Genomic DNA, 16,935 nt, shown 5'->3' on the forward strand with positions numbered 1-16,935 from the left:
CGCAGGCGGGCGGAGCCGGGTTGCGAGCGCGCGGGGCTTTGCCCCGGCGCGGTGAGCGACGCTGCCCCGCTGTAGGCTGCGCTTCATGGAGGGGAGGGCGGCGCTCTCCACTCCTTCAGGCGCGCGTCGGCGCGATCCGTGGGACCGGGTCATCGGAGATTGGTGGTTGTCGAAATCGATGGGCGTTGTGGGGGTGATCGCCTGAAGACCGGTGAGGGCCACGGGAGGACGCGCTCTTGCGGCTGATCGTGTGGTGTGCAGAAATCGGGAGATTGCGGGTTCCGACGCGTAGGACCGGACCTGTTTGATGAGGTGAGGTGACGATGGCGTGGCAGTGGCAGACGCTCGATCGGGATAAATGGAATGAGGCGAGCGAGTTGCTCGACATCGTTGCGGCCCGGTATCCCGTGCTCGTCGCGCGTCCAGCCAAGCCGCTGGCGATCGGGACGGGCGATCGGCTCAAGACAATGCGAGCCGAGGTTGGGCTGACCGAAGAGCAGGCGGACCTTGTGCTGGTGCGGGTCACGAGGACATCGAGCTATCTTGCCGCACTGGCGCGGGGTGGTCCGCGCTATGACCTCGAGGGTGAGATTGCCGGTGAGGTCAGTGAGGCGGAGCGGAAGGCAGCCGGGGCGGTGCTTGCCGCGCGTCGGGCGCGCCGGCGCGCGCGGATCGATGCCGACAACGCGTGTCGATCCGCAGAGAGTGACCAGGCGATTGACGCTGGCGAGGGTTCAGCAGAAGCGGCTGACGCAACCGAAGTGCGTGGTGCCGAGGCTGGCGATGCTGGCGAGGTAAGCCAGGCCGGCGGGGTGAATGGGGCGGGCGGCTCGGACGATCGGGCCGCGGCCTGATCATACCGGGTCGTGGTAGTGGTGTTCGATCCGCTCCAGATGGTCCCGGTGCTGGCGTTCCTCGACCTGAAGGTTCGGGGTATCGACAACGATGCGCGACCAGTAGCGCCCGCGTTCGTCGTACACGAAGCCAAGGCGATCGAGATCGATACCTGACGGGCGTTTCCCTTTCGTACGGGTGATGACGCATCTGAAGCCCTCGCAGTCGAATTCGTCGCGGGGTTTGAGCACGGCCATGTTCCTCTCCTTTCATGTGTCGGTTCATGGGCCGATGGTGTTCATCGGGTCGGTGTGGGTGGGGTAGGGACCGCCGGTGCGTAGCGTGGCGGCGAGCGATTTGCGGCTGGCATGTGAGCCGAGGGTGAAGGCGTAGACGTGATTGCCGGAATGTTGCACGGCCCGGAACGGCCCCTCGCGCAGGGCGCGGCTCACATAGGCAGTGTCGGCTTCTCCGATGGCTCGGTTCGGCGCACCGTGTCGGCGCAACTGCTCGTAGGTGTAGGCGGCACCGTTGCCGCCGGTGCGCAGTTTGGACAGGGCGCGATCGGAGAGGCTCGTGCCGTCAGGCGCGAGCCAGATCCGGCGTCTGGTGGCGCGGCCGAGGTAGAGGGCGGATTTTTCCCGGTAGATCCCCCCGAAATGGCCGTTGAACCGCATGGCGCCGCGCGCATCCGTGCGTGGCACCGGATCGGAATATGCCAGAACGAGGGGGAATTTCGGCCGGCGGTGCTCGTCCTGATGGTCGGCCGCGAGCAGTTTCAGCGCGCGGCGCAGCGTCCATGTTTCGGCATTGCCGCCGACGCGGTCGGCGAGGAGGAAGCGGCCGAGGTCGCAGAAGGGGGTCGTTCCGGCACCGTAGGCTGCCCCGGCTTTGGCCTGGACTGGAACGGAGAAGACCACGACGCCGACCAGCAATCGTTGCTGCCAGCCGGTACGTTCGAAAAGCCCGTAGCAGGCCAGGGCGACGGGGAAGGTGCCAGAGTAGTGGTGAGCCAGGACGAAATCCTTGGCGACCCTTGTGTGGGGCAGGGGGGCTACCTCGTAGCAGCGCGGGTCGAACGGCTCGCGCTGCGGTCGCCAGGTTGTGCTGCGGTGTGACCATCGTTGGGCGATGGTCCGCAGGTCGATGACCATGACAGTTCTCCAATGAAAAGACGCCCCGGTGCGACCGGGGCGTCTGGTCTGAATTTCAGTCGACGCAGGGGGCGAAGGGGATTTCGTCGTCGAGATCAGCGCCTGCACCCGGTGTGAAGCCACCCGTGGCCCCGGCTGTCTCGCGCTGACGGGGGGTTGCGGCGCGCTCGCTGCCCTGTTGGCCAGCGCGGTTCGGCGAGCCGAGCAGGATCAGCTGACTGTCGAAGCCGCTCAGGACGATTTCGGTCGTGTAGCGTTCGTTCTCGTTCTGATCGACCCATTTCCGGGTTCGCAGCGTGCCTTCCACCAGCACCTTGTCACCCTTCGCGCAGTATTTCTCGATCACCCCGATCAGGCCTTCGTTCCACACCACGATCCGGTGCCATTCGGTGCGTTCCTGCCGTTCGCCACTGTGCTTGTCGGTCCAGCTTTCGCTCGTCGCCAGCGACATCGAGGCGACTTTCCCGCCCGACTGGGTGCTGCGGATTTCGGGGGTCTGACCGAGGTTTCCGATCAGGGTGACGCGATTCATTGATCCAGCCATATTCAGTCTCCTGTTTTCATTTCATCCCTCAGGAGGCGGCTGGCCCTTGCCAGCGACGTCCCTCGTGTGCGGTCCAGGAGAACCGGGCCGGGCGGACGGTCAGGGCAGAGGGCGCTCTATCGCGCCCGAACCGATTGCGGCGCGAGCTTGCGAAGCGGCCTTGACCGGCTGACCGGTCCCGGTTCAGACCGCACAGACACGAGGGCGCTCCTGGCAAGGGCGGTTGACCCCGAAGCGCCGCAGGCGCAGTTCGTTGGTTTCAATTTGCGGTTTATATTTTCGATTGTTGCTTTTGTTCGATTGTGTTTTCGGAAGAGAGGATAGCGCCTCCATGCTCCGCAATATATGCGGAGATCATGATTGCCGAATGCGGAGATTATGTGCCATATTCTCCGCGAAAGGTGCGGCGAATGGCGACCTACATCCACACTCTGGCCGACTGGCCAAAATTCCACTGGAGCCATGAAATACTGGCGACCAAGTTAGCCGCGGTGCGTCATCACCAGGGCCGGCTGATCGGGCGCATGGAAGGGCTTGGCTTCCCGTTGCGCGCCGAAGCCGTCCTTCAGTCGCTTACCGAGGAAATCCTGACATCGAATGAGATTGAAGGCGAAGTGCTCAATCGCGAACAGGTCCGATCGTCGATTGCCCGCCGGTTGGGCATGGACATCGGCGCCCTGGCGCCTGTCGATCGAAACATCGAGGGCGTGGTCGAGATGATGCTCGATGCGACTCAGAATTATGTGGCGCCGCTCACGAAGGCGCGCCTGTTCGACTGGCATGCCGCGCTGTTTCCCACGGGGCGCAGCGGCATGACGAAGATCCGGGTCGGCGCATGGCGCGATGGCAGGTCAGGTCCCATGCAGGTCGTCTCCGGTCCGCTGGGCCGGGAGCGCGTTCACTATGAAGCCCCAGCCGCGCCGTTGGTCGATCGCGAGATGCGTGCTTTCCTCGCCTGGTTCAATGACGAGAACTCCCTGGATCCGGTCTTGCGCGCCGCCCTCGCCCATTTGTGGTTCGTGACAATCCATCCGTTCGACGACGGGAACGGGCGCATCGCGCGGGCCATCGCAGACATGGCACTGGCTCGGTCCGAGCAAAGCCCTCAGCGATTCTACAGCATGTCGGCCCAAATTCGGATCGAGCGCAAAGCCTACTATGACATTCTGGAAGCCACGCAGAAGGGCGACCTGGACATCACCACCTGGATCGAGTGGTTCCTCGGATGCCTCGATCGCGCGTTCGACGGCGCAGAAATCATTCTGGCGTCCGTTCTGATGAGGGCGCGTTTCTGGGAGATGCATGCTGGCGTGGCTTTGCAGGATCGCCAGCGCTTTGTGCTCAACCGATTGCTGGGTGGCTTCGAGGGGAAGCTGACCTCGTCGAAATACGCGAAGCTCGCGAAATGTTCCCAGGACACCGCGTCACGCGATATCGACGATCTGATCGCGCACGGGATTCTCACAAAGGACGTGGCAGGCGGACGCAGCACAAGCTACTCGCTGGTGCCTGTTCAACGTTGACGGCTCAGCCGGCAGCAGTCGGTATCCTCCGGACCCTGGTCTGGGAGGACAGTGGCATTTCTATCGGTCCATGCCGTTCTTCTCGGGCGCATCAGCCCGGGGATTGCCTTCCGATATTATCACCAGCGCAAAAAGCCGGTGCAGAATGCTTCAGGTTCATGATCTCGATAGGCTGATCCATGATGACATCCCGTGCCGAAACAAGCGCAGATTAGAGACTCACAAAGCCGATAGGCTGAGAATCCCCCCAGTCATTCAGAGACCGCGCCGACTGGCATAATCCGCCAGCATCTGCCTCCTGTGGCGATCACCGCGCGCGGCCCGTGACATCCGTCACAGCCCACGGCCCTGATCCCGCGTTATCTCCGGTCATCGCCAAACACCTGACCCAAGGAGACCCGCCATGAACACCATCACCGCCATCTTCGCGCGCATCGCCACCGCCGCCCCCTTCGTCGCCGCAATCCTGCTCGCCGCCGATTTCGCCCACGCGATCACGCCGATTATCTGAGCCCGCGTCGCCGCCGGCACATCGACAAAGCTATCTTTTGAAACAGAGGCTCAGGACCGTTCCAGTCGATTGTCGTCGAACAATCCGCCAGCGGCCACAAATCGGAAAGAACCCTCCACAATGAACGCGCCCATGCAGCAGATCATCACCGCTACCCCAGGGTGGGCTCCGGTGGCAACCCAGAAGCACTGGCTGAACGCCGGCACGGCCGCTATGCTTTCGATCGGCGCCACCGGCCTGTATTTCCTGGTTCTGGCCGGGCACGGTGAGTCGCTGGTGTGCCTTGGCACCATCGCGGCGGTTGGCATCGCCGCATTGCTGTCGGGCATCGCCGGTTTCGCCTTCTCCGCGCTTTGCGGCGCCCTCGTCTTCCAATTTCGCCACGATGCTGTCGACGTTGTCCAGATCATGCTCGTCTGTAGCCTCGCTAACCAAGCGCTGTGCCTCCTGCTGCTGCGCAAAGCGATCAGACTGAGACCGCTCACCCCCTACCTTTGCGGCGGCGTGATCGGCGTGCCCGCGGGCGTCTGGCTGCTGCTGCGCGCGGCCGGCGACCATTACGATCTCGCCCTCGGACTCCTGCTCACAGGCTACGGCCTCTACATGCTGGTCCGCCCGCCGTTGCACCTAACCAAACGCTCGACCCCGGCCGACATCCTGGTCGGCCTGATCGGCGGCGTGATGGGCGGCTTCGCAGCGACACCTGGTGCCCCGGTCGCCATCTGGTGCGCCACCAAGGGCTGGGACAAAATCGCTCAACGGGCGATCGTGCAACCTTACATCCTGGCGGTACAGATCATCGGCCTCATCAGCATAGCCCTGATGCACCATGCAGGTACCGCCAATTCTGGCATCCCGCCTGTAACGTGGCTGTGCGTCCCGCTGGGCTTGCTCGGCACCGCGTGGGGTTTCGCTCTCGCCAAAAGAATGACCAACACCCAGTTTGGCCGCGCCACCAACCTGCTGTTGATCGCTTCGGGCGTCGGTTTGATCACGTGAGATCGGTATTCGCATCAGCGTTTCCGCAACCCGCAGCCCGATCGAGGCCGGCCATGTGCGATTGCAGGCGACGTTTCCAAGGGCTTTCCGCAACGCCGAACAAGTCTCAGTCGTTATTCCAAAGCAACCCCGGGTCCGATACCGCAATCAGGGCTGAATATTCGCCGGATCATCCAGCATGGATTTGTGGCTGCGACTAAAAGCAAATAGCTTCTACAATTATAGATCGCAGAATTTATCTTATGGAAACTGGTTTTAATTTTTGTCGATTTTTTCAGAATATTTTATAATCGCGGACAGCTCCGGCTGACCAATTACGCGGCAACATGCGCATAATGGACCTCACCAAAACATCGTGGTTGCTCGTCAGTTCCAATCATGGGCTGGCCAAAAGGTGGCTATGACGCACAGCCTATCCATGGCAGCAAAATGAATAAGACCCCGAGTTTTATTAGGCCGATTTTAACGTCCGCGACTTTATAGTCGTCATCGAGAATATATGGGGGAGATTGGGCGATGTTTCAATGGTTCCGTGCTGGTTCAGATGCTTTGGCAAAGATGGCGGCATTGAGCCGCTCCCTGGCGTTGATCGAGTTCAACCCCGACGGGACGATTATATGGGCAAACGAGAATTTCTGTCAGGCGTTGGGATATGGTCTGGAGGAGATAAGGGGTAAGCATCACCGCATGTTTGTCGATCCCGCTTACGCAGAGACCAACACCTATCGGGAGTTTTGGACGAAGCTGAGCCGTGGTGAGTATGATTCGGCTGAGTATAAGCGGATTGGAAAGGGTGGGCGGGAAGTTTGGATTCAGGCCTCCTACAACCCGGTCAAGACCACAGCGGGGAGGGTGGTAAGTGTTCTCAAGCAGGCGACCGTCATTACCGCCGAGAAGTTGAGGTCAATGGAAACGCAGGGGCTCGTGACTGCGGTATCGCGCGCGGGCGCCGTCATTGAATTCACCCCGGAAGGGGAAATTCTGACTGCAAACGAAAATTTTCTGACAGCCATGGGCTATGGTCTAGACGAGATCAAAGGCAAACATCACCGCATGTTCGTTGATCCAGAATACGCGAAGTCTCAGGCTTATACAGAGTTTTGGAGAAAGCTAAATTCAGGTGAGGTAGCGGCCGATGAATTCAAACGGTTCGGTAAAAGTGGCCGCGAAGTTTATTTGATGGCAACCTATAACCCAATTTTCGATTTGAACCAGAAAGTCATCAAAATCGTTAAGATTGCGACCAATATGACCGACCATAAGGCCGCGCTAGTTGAGCTGGGTATCGGATTAAAGGCACTAGCAGAAAAACGGATCGATTACCGAATCATTAAGCCGTTTATTGAACAATATGCGTCACTGAAGGCGGATTTTAACGCGTCGGTCGAGGCGCTCGAGGAGACGATCAGATCTATTGCCGAGAATGCCGACGGGGTGACTTCGGGAGCTGGAGAGATTGCCCAGGCATCGGATGATCTCTCACGGCGGACCGAGCAGCAGGCAGCGAGCTTGGAGGAGACCGCCGCGGCGCTAGATGAAATCACGGCGTCCGTTCGAAAGACAGCTGAGGGCGCAAAACAAGCCCACGAAGTTGTGGAGTTGGCAAAGACTGATGCTTCGCATTCCAGCAACGTCGTGAATGAGACCGTGGCTGCGATGAGCGGGATCGAGAGTTCATCCAAGCAGATAGACAACATTATCGGCGTAATCGACGAGATTGCATTTCAGACAAATCTACTTGCGCTTAATGCAGGCGTAGAAGCAGCGCGAGCAGGAGATGCAGGGCGCGGCTTCGCAGTGGTAGCGACAGAGGTCCGCGCACTGGCGCAACGCTCCGCCAATGCAGCTAAGGAGATTAAAGCTCTCATTTCCGCCTCAAGCGCCCAAGTTACAACGGGCGTGAGGCTAGTTGGAGAAACCGGCGCGGCACTTGGGCGGACGCTCGAGCAGGTAGAACAGATTAACCGGCTGGTAAGAGAGATCGCAGCGTCCGCGCAGGAGCAGGCGATCGGGCTGGGCGAGGTAAACACCGCGGTCAATCAGATGGACCAGTTGACGCAGCAAAACGCAGCAATGGTGGAAGAAGCTACGGCAGCCAGCCATTCACTTGCCGGGGAGGCCGCTGAGCTTGGAACGCTCGTCGGGCAGTTCCAGCTTAGCCGGTCCGAAGCCGGCCCCTCAGTCAAACTTGTGGCCGCAAAAGCGTTACATAGGTTGCCCGAACAAAAACAGCGTACTCGGTCCCACGCTCCTATTGTCAAGCTCAGCGTGCCGCGCCGTTAAAAGCCGGAGCGATCTTGTATGATATAAATCATATCGTTGGCGAGCATTGCCGGGCGTTGTTCTTCGGCGACCAGCATCGGTGCCTCCTCGTGCCAGGCATTGCAGCCTGGCACGATCGCTTGAGGGTGGGTGCGGATTATTCCGCTGCGATCTGCTCGAATTCGCCAGGCATTCCGGGCGGGGATGCATTTGGCTCGGACAGATCCTCCTCCGGATCGGCAGCGTCGGCGCCTTCGGCCGGATCAGCATCATCGGGCGAGGCATCGTCAGCGCCTTGCTCCGTCTCCGCGCCGTCCGGGTCATCGTCCCCGGAACTCGGATCGCCGTTGTGCCGGGCGTGGCTTTCGGCGAGCTTCGCGGCCTCGTCCGCCGTCAGCGCGAACGCCGCGCCGGGGTAGACGAACCGCTCCGTCTTGAACCGATCAACCACGGCTGCGCGGGTTGCCTTCCCGGTCTGGCGGGGTAGCACGCCGCTCGCGCTGCCGATCCGCTCGATCTCGGGCTTGGACAGGCAGGAGAGGAACTCCTGCGTGGCCATGTTCGGCAGGAACTGGCGGGCATCGATGGTCGCGCCGGCGATCCGTGCGACCGGCCCCGACTGCATCCCGAAGCCGTCGCGCAGGCAGAGCGCGTGCTTGAGCATCGCCCGTGCTCCAGTCCGGATCGTGTCGGGATCGAAGGTCAGTATACCGCCGGAGATCAGCGGATAGGCGATGGCGCTACGCCGGCGGTAGATTTGGCCGGGTTCGATCTTCTCGCCGGTGCGGACCTGCACATTGTCGCCGGCAAAGGCGAGCACGAGCAGGGCTATCAGGGTCTGATCGTCGATCTCGACCTTATCCAGCGCCTCATGCAGGGCATCGGTCTGGAAGTCGCCGATCATCTTGAGGCCTTCCTTGGTAACTGGCGGGCGGGAACTCGCTTGCACGAATTCGGCCGCGGTCTCGATCTTGCCGGTATCAGCGGTATCTCCGGCTTCGTCGGTTACACCCCCTGCCCCGGCGCCGGCAGCGGTCGTCGGCTTACCCTTCGCCTTGACCTTCGATTTCGCGACCGGCTTGGGTTCGGGCACGCGGTAGATCACGGTCTCGATCTTGCCGGTGCGCTCATTGATGAAGCGGCCAGCGGTCTCACCCTTCCCCGCCTTCTCGCCATAGACCTTCACCGCCTTGGCGGGCAGCTTCGGTTCGCCATACTCGTTCACCGGCAGGATGACCTGGCCCTTCGGCAGCTTCTTGCTCAGATACTCGTGCTGCGCGTTGAGATAGGCCTCGGCCTGGGTGGTGTAGCGGTTATCCACCCCGTCCTGACCGAACAGATCCTCCTCCCAGATGATGCCATTGGCATTGGCGATCTTCGCATCGAACGAGGCATCGCGGGCATAGAACCGGGTTTTGGTCAGCGCTCGCGCCAAATCCCACCACATGACCCGCTCGGTCTTCTTCGGTTTATGCTTCTTCCAGGCTTCCGCCTGATCCTCGCGTGGGGCGCTGGCGATGGTGCGCAGATCACGCTCGTTCGGTTCATCCCCCTTGGCCATCTGATCGAGAATGGCGGGATGGATCGAACCGCAGAGTTTCAGGCGCTTGATCACGCGCGGCGGCAGAGCAAGCGCGGTGGCGATGCCGTCCTCGGTCCAGCCGTCGCCGCAGAGGGCTTCGATGGCGCGCCACATATCGACCGTGCCGAGGCCGGCGCGGACGATGTTCTCGCTGAAGGCGCGCATGCTGTCGTGATTGGCGTCATCGCCGTCGAGCACCAGCACCGGGATCGTGTCGAGTCCGGCCGCGATGCAGGCGCGGGTGCGACGATCACCGGCCTTGATCACCAGTCTGCCGTCGATCTCGCGCGCGATGGGCGGTTGGATCAGGCCGATCTCGCGGATGTTGGCCGCGAGCTGGGCCTCATAGGCTTCGTCCGGTTTGACGCGACGGGGGTTGGCTGGGTTGGGCACGAGTGTCTTGGGATCAACCTGTCTGAGGTCCATCGGTAGCTCCATTGTGGTTCGGTTGGGTTTTGTGTGGTTTGGTTTCCCTTCCAGTTTCTTCTGGAAGTAACTTCCGCGGCGCATGGCGACGGGACCGGCACCATTGCCGGCGAGCCGCCCTGCCCTGCGGTGCGCCGGTACGGCGCCGACGCGGGGCCGGGTGGCGCAGGCGGCAATGGAGCGCAGCGGTGCCGGGAACGGTGCCATGCGATCGCAGGGGGGAGAAAGGCTACAGACCGGCGAACAGGTCCGGCTGGGTGTCGAACGATGCTGGGATTGGAGTGCGGCCGCTCGATCCAACGTGTGGCCGCGCAGATGTCTGGCCGTCAGGCATGATGTCCGCTGTGAAACACTCGCACGCGGTAGCTTTTGCGTCCGCCGGATTGGAGATGTTGCCGTCAATCGGTCCTGGGGTGAATTTCCGGGCCAATCGCTCGTACTCGGCGCGTTCACGCGCTTCACGTTCCTGCATGAGCAATCGCCGGTGGCAGTCGATCACGCCCGATTGTTTCAACCGGGCGCGGATGACCTGCTCGACGTCGCTGTAGGTCCAGGCGGGGTCACCGTAGCAGGGGTGGCGGATCGTCTGGTCGAGGAAGTCGAGCTTGGTGGCGCGGCTTATGAAGAATTCGCTCCAGAAACCATGTCGGTCGTAGCAGGCGATATGGCCGAAAGTGTTCGAAAGGCGTTGGTAGAATTTCTGGGTGAACATGGTCTCCGGGAAATCCTCCGCGATGAACCGAAGCAGATGGTTGCCGAATTTCGCTTTGGTCGGCGCGTCATCCCATTTCGTGGGGGTGAATTGCTCTGGGGTCAGCAAGGGCAGACGGATCGCGCGGGCGAGCGCGGTGGGGAGCATGGCGATCTCCTTTCGGGTCTCGGTGTCTTTGTCGTTGGAAAAGGATGGGAGGGTTGGGAAGGGGGGGCGTTCCCCCTCCTTTATTCGTCCTGATCGGCACCAGACGACGCCGTACCGACATCATCGGTCGGATCGTCCTCGAGAGAGGAACGTCGCGCGAACATGGCGGGGAATTCCGGGGGTTGGTCCCCTGCCCCGCTCGCGTTCGGACCAGCGCCGGTGTTGGCCTCGCTCTCCGTGGCGGCCAACGCCTTGTCGATCGCGGCCAGTTCCGCCAGTTTGGCATCGAGTTCGCCTTGCAGCTCGAAGGGCACCCCGAGGCGGGACTGGTATTCGCTGATCCGGTGCTCGGCATTGATCAGATCCTCCTGCGCTCGGTCACGCTGCATTTCGAGGCGGTTGATCACGGATTCGATGCGGGCGATCACCCCGAGGGCGTTCATCTCATCCGGCATTTCGATCGTGAGGCGCTGGTCGGTCAGATGCAGGATCACCTTCGCGTCGTCGATCCCGCCCTGCCTGGAGCGCATCACCCGCAGGCTGAATTCGAAGCCGCCGATCTCGCCAGCGATCGCCTCCTTCTGCTCCCACGCGCTTTCCATGATAGTGCGGATCAGCGCCGATCCGGCATGCTTGCGCTCGGTAAACCGGGTCTCGCCAATGGTCATTGCAAACGCATCGCCGGTGGTGTCGATCCGCCGCGCGATGTCCTTCTCAAATCCCGCGATCCGCTTGGTGGCGGTCTCGATCGACCAGCGTGCCTCGTTCAGGGTGCGACGGATCGAGATCTGCCCGTCGATATGTGCGTCACTCAGGCGCCGGAGCCGGGCCAGCTCGGCTTCCAGCCCGGCTTTCTGCATCAGCCGTTGATCCCCCGAGGCGATCGCCTTGGCCATGGCAAACTGGTTGGACTGACTACCGGCGTCCTCCAGCCGGCGGATCGTGCGATCACCCGACAGCGAGGCTTCGATGAACCGCTGCTTGCGCTCATTGTTCTGCCACATCGTCGCATCCATGCTGGTCTGCGTCGCATAGGCATAGATCGCGATTTCCTCGTTCTGGTTGCCCTGCCGCTCGATCCGGCCTTCGCGCTGCTCGATGTCCGAGGGGAGCCACGGCACGTCGAGATGGTGCAACGCCACCAGCCGCTTCTGGCCGTTCACGCCGGTGCCCATGGTCTGCGACGATCCGATCAGGATCCGCACCCGCCCGGCGTTGAAGTCGGAGACCACCCGCTGCTTGTCCGCCGCCTTGCGGTAATCCTGCATGAAGGCAATCTCCCCGGCGGGCACGCCGCGTTCGATCAGCTGATCCCTGATCCAGCGATAGGCCGAGAAGCCGCGGGTCTTCTCGACGTTCATCGTGCCGAGATCGGAGAAGATCATCTGACCCGCGCCGTGATTGGGGTAGGGTTCCCCGCTGGCATCGAGGTATCGCCGTGCCGCCGTATCCCGCCATATCTCGAACACCTTGTCGATCAGCGCGTTCAGTTTGCTGTCGGGATCCGGCATGCCGCCCTGGGTCACCAGACGCAGATCGATCGCCGCATGGCGGCCATCGGTGATCACCGAGAGGAGGATGTCATCACCCTTCTGTGGCTTGCCTTTCCGCGCCTCGATCTCCTTGATCCGCTGGTCGAGAAAGCGCTGGTACATCCGGAAATGTGTGCTGGGTTCGAGGGCGACCAGCTGGCGCTTGCCGGTCGCAATCCGGGGGAGTTTCAGATACGCGCGCAGATCGGCCTTCTGGACGACGTCGGCGAAGCTGCGGAAGATGTCGATCAGCTCCGGTACGTTGACGAATTCCGAGAACCTGGTGACCGGCTTGTATTGGCCCGACGGCTGGAGTTCGAGATCGGTGCGTGCGTCGCCGAAATTCGCCGCCCAGCCGTCGAAATGCTGCAAACCCATCCGGGTCAGGATATCTTCGGCAAAGAAGCGCTGCAGCGTGTAGAGTTCACCCATGGTGTTGGTGATCGGCGTGCCGCTCGCCATCAGCAGGGCGCGGCCGGGGTTCTTCTGGTCGACGAACCGGGCCTTGACGAACAGGTCCCACGCCCGCTGCGAGCCGTTCGGATCGACGCCCTTCAGGGTCGCCATATTGGTGGCGAAGCTGAGCTTGCGGAATTCCTGCGCCTCATCGACGATGATCTGATCGATGCCGATCTCGCCGATCGTCAGCAGGTCGTCCTTGTCGCTGCCCAGCGCTTCGAGCCGTGCCTCGAACCCCTCCTTGATCCGCTCGATCCGCTTGCGGCTGATCCGGTCGTCGCTGTCCACGCTGGTCAGGATTTCCTCCATCGCCGCGATCTGGTCCTCGAGCATCGACCGCTCGAAGCTGGCCGGGACGGCGATGAACTTGAATGCGGAGTGGGTGATGATGATGCAATCCCATTCCCCCGTCGCGGCGCGGGCGAGGAAGCGCTGGCGCTTCGCCTTCGCGAAGTTCGTCTCGTCGGCGACCAGAATGCGGGCGGTCGGGTAGAGTTGTAGGAACTCGCGGCTGGCCTGGGCAAGGCAGTGACCGGGGACCACCATCATCGCTTTGGTGATCATACCGAGGCGTTTCTGCTCCATCACCGCCGCGGCTATCGAGAAGGTTTTGCCGGCCCCGACCGCGTGGGCGATGTAGGTTGCGCCATCGGCGATGATCCGCCAGATCACCCGCTTCTGGTGGGGGTAGAAGCTGATCACGCTCGATGCGCCGGGCAGGGTCAGATGCGAGCCGTCGAAGTAACGCGGCACCAGATTGTTCATTAGATCGTTGTAGATCCGGCAAAGCGTCTCGGCCCGTTCGGCGTCGGTCCAGACCCAGGACTGGAACGCGGTCTTGATCCTGCTCAGCTTTTCCTTGGCGGCCTCGGTCTCGACCACGTTGAGTTCGCGCCGTTCTGATCCGCCCGCATCCCGCCAGACGTCCCAGATCTGCGGGATTTGCGAATTCAGCGCGTCGTCGAGCAATTCACCGGCATGACGCCGGGCGGTGCCCCATTCGGTGGTGCAGGCGCCGACGCCGGCAAAAGCGGAAACGTTCAGCGTCCAGCTGCCGACCTCGCGGACGTGGTTCACTCGCGTAGTGACACCGATGATCTCCGTGCAGAAGCGCTCGATCACATTGGTCGGTATCCAGGTTGCCCCCAGGCGGGCAGTGATCTCGGACGGTTTCAGATCGACCGGCTGGGCCGCCTCGAGCGCGGTGACATTGCTCTCGAACCGAGGGTCCTCGACGGCGGCCGCGCGGGCGATCGCGAGCTTGGTGCGCACCGGGCCGGAGAGATAGGCGTCGGAGGTTTCCCAGCGGCAGGTCTCCGGGTTGAGGAAGATCGCGTTGGGCAGAAGAGAGATGACTGTCTCGGCGGTGGTGCCGAGCAATTCGGCGATATAGTCGGGATCGACGCTGCCCCGATCGTGCAGGCAGACCGTCAGCGCGTCAGCCGCGGTCTCGATCATCGGCTCTGCGGGCGGGTGGATCACCCTTCGGTCGAAGATCGCACCGTGGCGGCCCTTGTCGCTGTCGAGATCGTATTCCTCGATCGAGGCGACCAGCCAGACATCGGGGTCATCCGCGAAGGGGGCGAGATTGGGTCGGCGGACGATATCGCGGGTCTTGCCGGTCTCCTCATCGGTGATCGTGACCACCTGCGTCCTGTTGATCGCGCCATAGGTCCGCACGAAGCGACCGTAGACCAGGCGGAGCTGCTGCTGAGCCTGCTGCCAGGGCAGATCGGCTTCCTGGGCGCGCAGCACCTCCCGGACCGCATCGCGGATCGGGATCAACCCGTCGATGATCTGGGCCGAGAGCAGCGGGATGCCGTCGCGCTTGGAATTCTTCTGCTTGACCGGGATCTCGGTCGGGATGCCGTCGACCACCTGATGCAGCCGGTTGCGGATCACGAGGTAACTGCCCTCGCGGATCGTCGCGCCGTCGGCGGCATGGCCGGTGTAGACCGGCTCGGCGACTTCATCGGTCTTGCGGAACCGGGCGGGGTCCGGGGCGTGAACGCCTGATGGCAGGATGGCGAGCGCCTCATGGATTGCTGCTTCGAGGCCGGGGCCGGTGTCGCCCTTGCAGGTGTAGACCAGGCCGTAGGGGCTGGTGGTACGGTCATGGGTGCCGAGCACCTGAGCCGGATGGTCGAGGAAATAGCGGTTGATCGCGACCGCCGGCGTCTCGTCCGTGGCGGGCAGCGCTTCGGCGGTGCCGGTCCAGTTTACCGGACCGGGGATCTCGTCATCGGCGCGGGCGCGGAAGACCAGCATGTCGACCACGACATCGGTGCCGGCATCGGCGCGCATCGCCCCGGCTGGCAGGCGCACCGCGCCGAGCAGATCGGCTTTGTCGGCGATGATCTTGCGCGCGGTATCGTCGATCTTGTCCATGGTCCAGCGGCTGACCACGAAGGCGGCGAGGCCGCCGGGGCGGAGGTGGTACATCGACCGTGCGATGAAATAATCATGCAGCGACATTGCCGTGGGAGGGATGATCTCCGTTAGGCGCTGGGTGCGGTCGGAGAAGGGCGGGTTGCCGATCGCGAGGTCGAAATCTCCAACCAGTTTCGCCTTGGTGAAATCCTCTCGCCTGATCTGGCTCTCGGGGAACAACAGGCGGGTAATGCGGGCGGTCACAGGGTCAGCCTCAATGCCGGTGAAATGGCTGTTCACGGCAATGGCTTCGGGCGCGAGGGCGAGGAACAGGCCAGTACCGCACCCGGGTTCGAGGACACGCCCGCCGGCGTAGCCGAGCCGTGCCACAGCGCTCCAGAGCGCCCGGATGATGAATTCCGGGGTGAAGTGGGCGTATTGGGTGGCGCGCATCAATCCCGCCCGTTCGTGCGGGCTGACCAGGGTTTCCAGATCGCGGCCGATCTCGGCCCAGCCAGCGCGGAAACCCTGGTCCCCACGCGCTTGCGCCGCCGTCTCCTCACCCGCATCCGCACCTACGGTAAAAGGCAAGGTCGAGCCTGCGGCGCGGAATACACCTTGGGCCAGCTCGGTGCTGCTAAAGGCGCAGAACTTGATCAGCTGCGCCTGTTCGTCGGGTGTCGCCGGACGGTTCTGGGTTTCGATCAGCTGCAACAGACGGATCGCGGCGAGATTGTCCTGCGCGCGGGCTTTCCATCCGGCCGCGAGGTTGCGCGCACCGTCGAGCCGGAAGTTCCTCCCGCGACGTGCGGCATCGGACCGGGACGAACGACCCCCCTGCCCTGCTGGCGTGTCGGCCTCGTCGGTGTCGTCCACCGGGTTCTCCTTCATCGGGATACGGATCAGGCCGACCGGGTTGAGATCGGCTGGGGTGAGTGCGGTTGTACCGAACAGGTCGAGACCGAGTTGGCCGCCCTGGTCGAATGGATTGATCGGCATGGCAGGATATCCTCTGGAACGAACGCAGAACGCCGTTCCGGGTGGGAACGGCGTTCTGCGGTGGGCTTGATGGGACAGGTCAGGTTCGGGCGATCGGGCCGATGTCCGGGCCGACGTCTGGACGGGACCGAGCTGGATCGCTGCGGTTTTTCAGGTGGGCGGGTGGATCGCGCTCGCGGGTTCGATCGCTGCGAGCAGATCCGGGTGTTCCTGGGCGAACCGGCCGCGCTGGTAGGGCCGGCCGCGCTCGGTCTCGACGATCAGGCGTTTGAACCGCTCGATGTCGTTGATCCGGATGTAGCCGTACCGGACGCACCAGGCTCCGCTCTCGTATTCATCGGAGAGATCGGGGTGAAGCGGCGGGAAAGGTTTGCCGGTGATTTGATCGAGCGCACCGCGCAGCCACCAGGCATGGAGCCGATACTTGTCGGTAATCCGCCCGTGCTGCTTGATCAGTCGTTCACGTCGGGAGCGATAGCGTGTCATCGCCAGCCTCCTGCGCCTCTGGGATGTTGTGGATCTCGGCGCCGGCGCGGCGATAACAGGCCGCAACGATCTCCAGGCTTTCGTAGGACAAGGCTTTGCAGATGATAAAACGCGGTTCCTCGCCGACCGCGATCATCGGCCCGTTGAAAGCCAGATGAAGCACCTGATCGGGATCGGCCTGACGAACATCGATGACGGCACCTCCCGCAGCGAGCACCCGGACCTTCATCGCATCGAGGTCATAGCCCGAGATGCTGCGCCCCCTGCTGACGTAGAGCGTCCATTGCGAGCAGTTGATCCAGAGGTGGCCGCCTGTGGTCGCGCATGACTGCGCGATGAGGTCATCGAGGAACGACTGGTTGCCGCTTCGCGGCTGGGAAGGATTGCTCATCGGT

The 16,935-nt window shown here is 62.5% G+C and carries 12 protein-coding genes; 4 read left to right on the forward strand and 8 right to left on the reverse strand.

Going from position 1 to position 16,935, the window contains the following annotated elements:
- Positions 1-323 precede the first annotated feature (323 nt).
- Entirely contained in the window at positions 324-854 is a 531-nt protein-coding gene (locus AruPA_RS18535) for a ProQ/FINO family protein (RefSeq protein ID WP_265638277.1), read from the forward strand.
- Here AruPA_RS18535 and AruPA_RS18540 read toward each other — a convergent pair whose 3' ends face one another.
- The 3 genes from AruPA_RS18540 to ssb are packed head-to-tail and all read right to left on the reverse strand — an operon-like array spanning position 855 to position 2,532.
- The gene (locus AruPA_RS18540) at positions 855-1,091 is read right to left on the reverse strand and encodes a hypothetical protein (RefSeq protein ID WP_265638246.1); all 237 of its coding nucleotides are present in this window, start codon (positions 1,089-1,091) and stop codon (positions 855-857) included. It abuts the gene before it with no gap.
- Positions 1,092-1,115: 24 nt separating this feature from the next.
- On the reverse strand, positions 1,116-1,988 hold the full coding sequence (locus AruPA_RS18545; protein WP_265638247.1) for a hypothetical protein: 873 nt from the start codon (positions 1,986-1,988) through the stop codon (positions 1,116-1,118).
- Between the two features lie 55 nt (positions 1,989-2,043).
- Positions 2,044-2,532 (reverse strand): single-stranded DNA-binding protein, encoded by a 489-nt coding sequence (ssb, locus tag AruPA_RS18550; protein ID WP_265638248.1) that lies wholly within the window; start codon positions 2,530-2,532, stop codon positions 2,044-2,046.
- A 410-nt stretch (positions 2,533-2,942) separates the two neighbouring features.
- Here ssb and AruPA_RS18555 point away from each other — a divergent pair, with 410 nt between their 5' ends.
- From AruPA_RS18555 to AruPA_RS18565, 3 genes are all read left to right on the forward strand, one after another.
- On the forward strand, positions 2,943-4,055 hold the full coding sequence (locus tag AruPA_RS18555) for a Fic family protein (RefSeq protein ID WP_265638249.1): 1,113 nt from the start codon (positions 2,943-2,945) through the stop codon (positions 4,053-4,055).
- 631 nt (positions 4,056-4,686) lie between these two features.
- The gene (locus AruPA_RS18560) at positions 4,687-5,565 is read left to right on the forward strand and encodes a sulfite exporter TauE/SafE family protein (RefSeq protein ID WP_265638250.1); all 879 of its coding nucleotides are present in this window, start codon (positions 4,687-4,689) and stop codon (positions 5,563-5,565) included.
- Positions 5,566-6,081: 516 nt separating this feature from the next.
- The gene (locus AruPA_RS18565; protein ID WP_265638251.1) at positions 6,082-7,848 is read left to right on the forward strand and encodes a PAS domain-containing methyl-accepting chemotaxis protein; all 1,767 of its coding nucleotides are present in this window, start codon (positions 6,082-6,084) and stop codon (positions 7,846-7,848) included.
- A gap of 136 nt (positions 7,849-7,984) precedes the next feature.
- Here AruPA_RS18565 and AruPA_RS18570 read toward each other — a convergent pair whose 3' ends face one another.
- The 5 genes from AruPA_RS18570 to AruPA_RS18590 all read right to left on the reverse strand — a co-directional run bounded on the left by AruPA_RS18570 (position 7,985) and on the right by AruPA_RS18590 (position 16,931).
- Positions 7,985-9,835: a ParB N-terminal domain-containing protein gene (locus AruPA_RS18570; protein ID WP_265638252.1), complete on the reverse strand. Its 1,851-nt coding sequence runs from the start codon at positions 9,833-9,835 to the stop codon at positions 7,985-7,987.
- 229 nt (positions 9,836-10,064) lie between these two features.
- Positions 10,065-10,694 carry a hypothetical protein gene (locus AruPA_RS18575; RefSeq protein WP_265638253.1) on the reverse strand — a complete coding sequence of 210 codons (630 nt, stop codon included), beginning with the start codon at positions 10,692-10,694 and terminating at the stop codon, positions 10,065-10,067.
- 80 nt (positions 10,695-10,774) lie between these two features.
- Complete coding sequence (locus AruPA_RS18580) at positions 10,775-16,054, reverse strand: helicase-related protein (RefSeq protein ID WP_265638254.1); 5,280 nt, start codon at positions 16,052-16,054, stop codon at positions 10,775-10,777.
- 150 nt (positions 16,055-16,204) lie between these two features.
- Positions 16,205-16,540, reverse strand: coding sequence for a hypothetical protein (locus tag AruPA_RS18585; RefSeq protein ID WP_265638255.1), 336 nt, complete (start codon positions 16,538-16,540; stop codon positions 16,205-16,207).
- Positions 16,515-16,931 carry a hypothetical protein gene (locus tag AruPA_RS18590; RefSeq protein ID WP_265638256.1) on the reverse strand — a complete coding sequence of 139 codons (417 nt, stop codon included), beginning with the start codon at positions 16,929-16,931 and terminating at the stop codon, positions 16,515-16,517. Before AruPA_RS18590 ends, AruPA_RS18585 begins: the two co-directional genes overlap by 26 nt.
- Between the last annotated feature and the right edge of the window lie 4 nt (positions 16,932-16,935).

The sequence above is a fragment of the Acidiphilium sp. PA genome (assembly GCF_026191915.1).
GTDB lineage: Bacteria > Pseudomonadota > Alphaproteobacteria > Acetobacterales > Acetobacteraceae > Acidiphilium.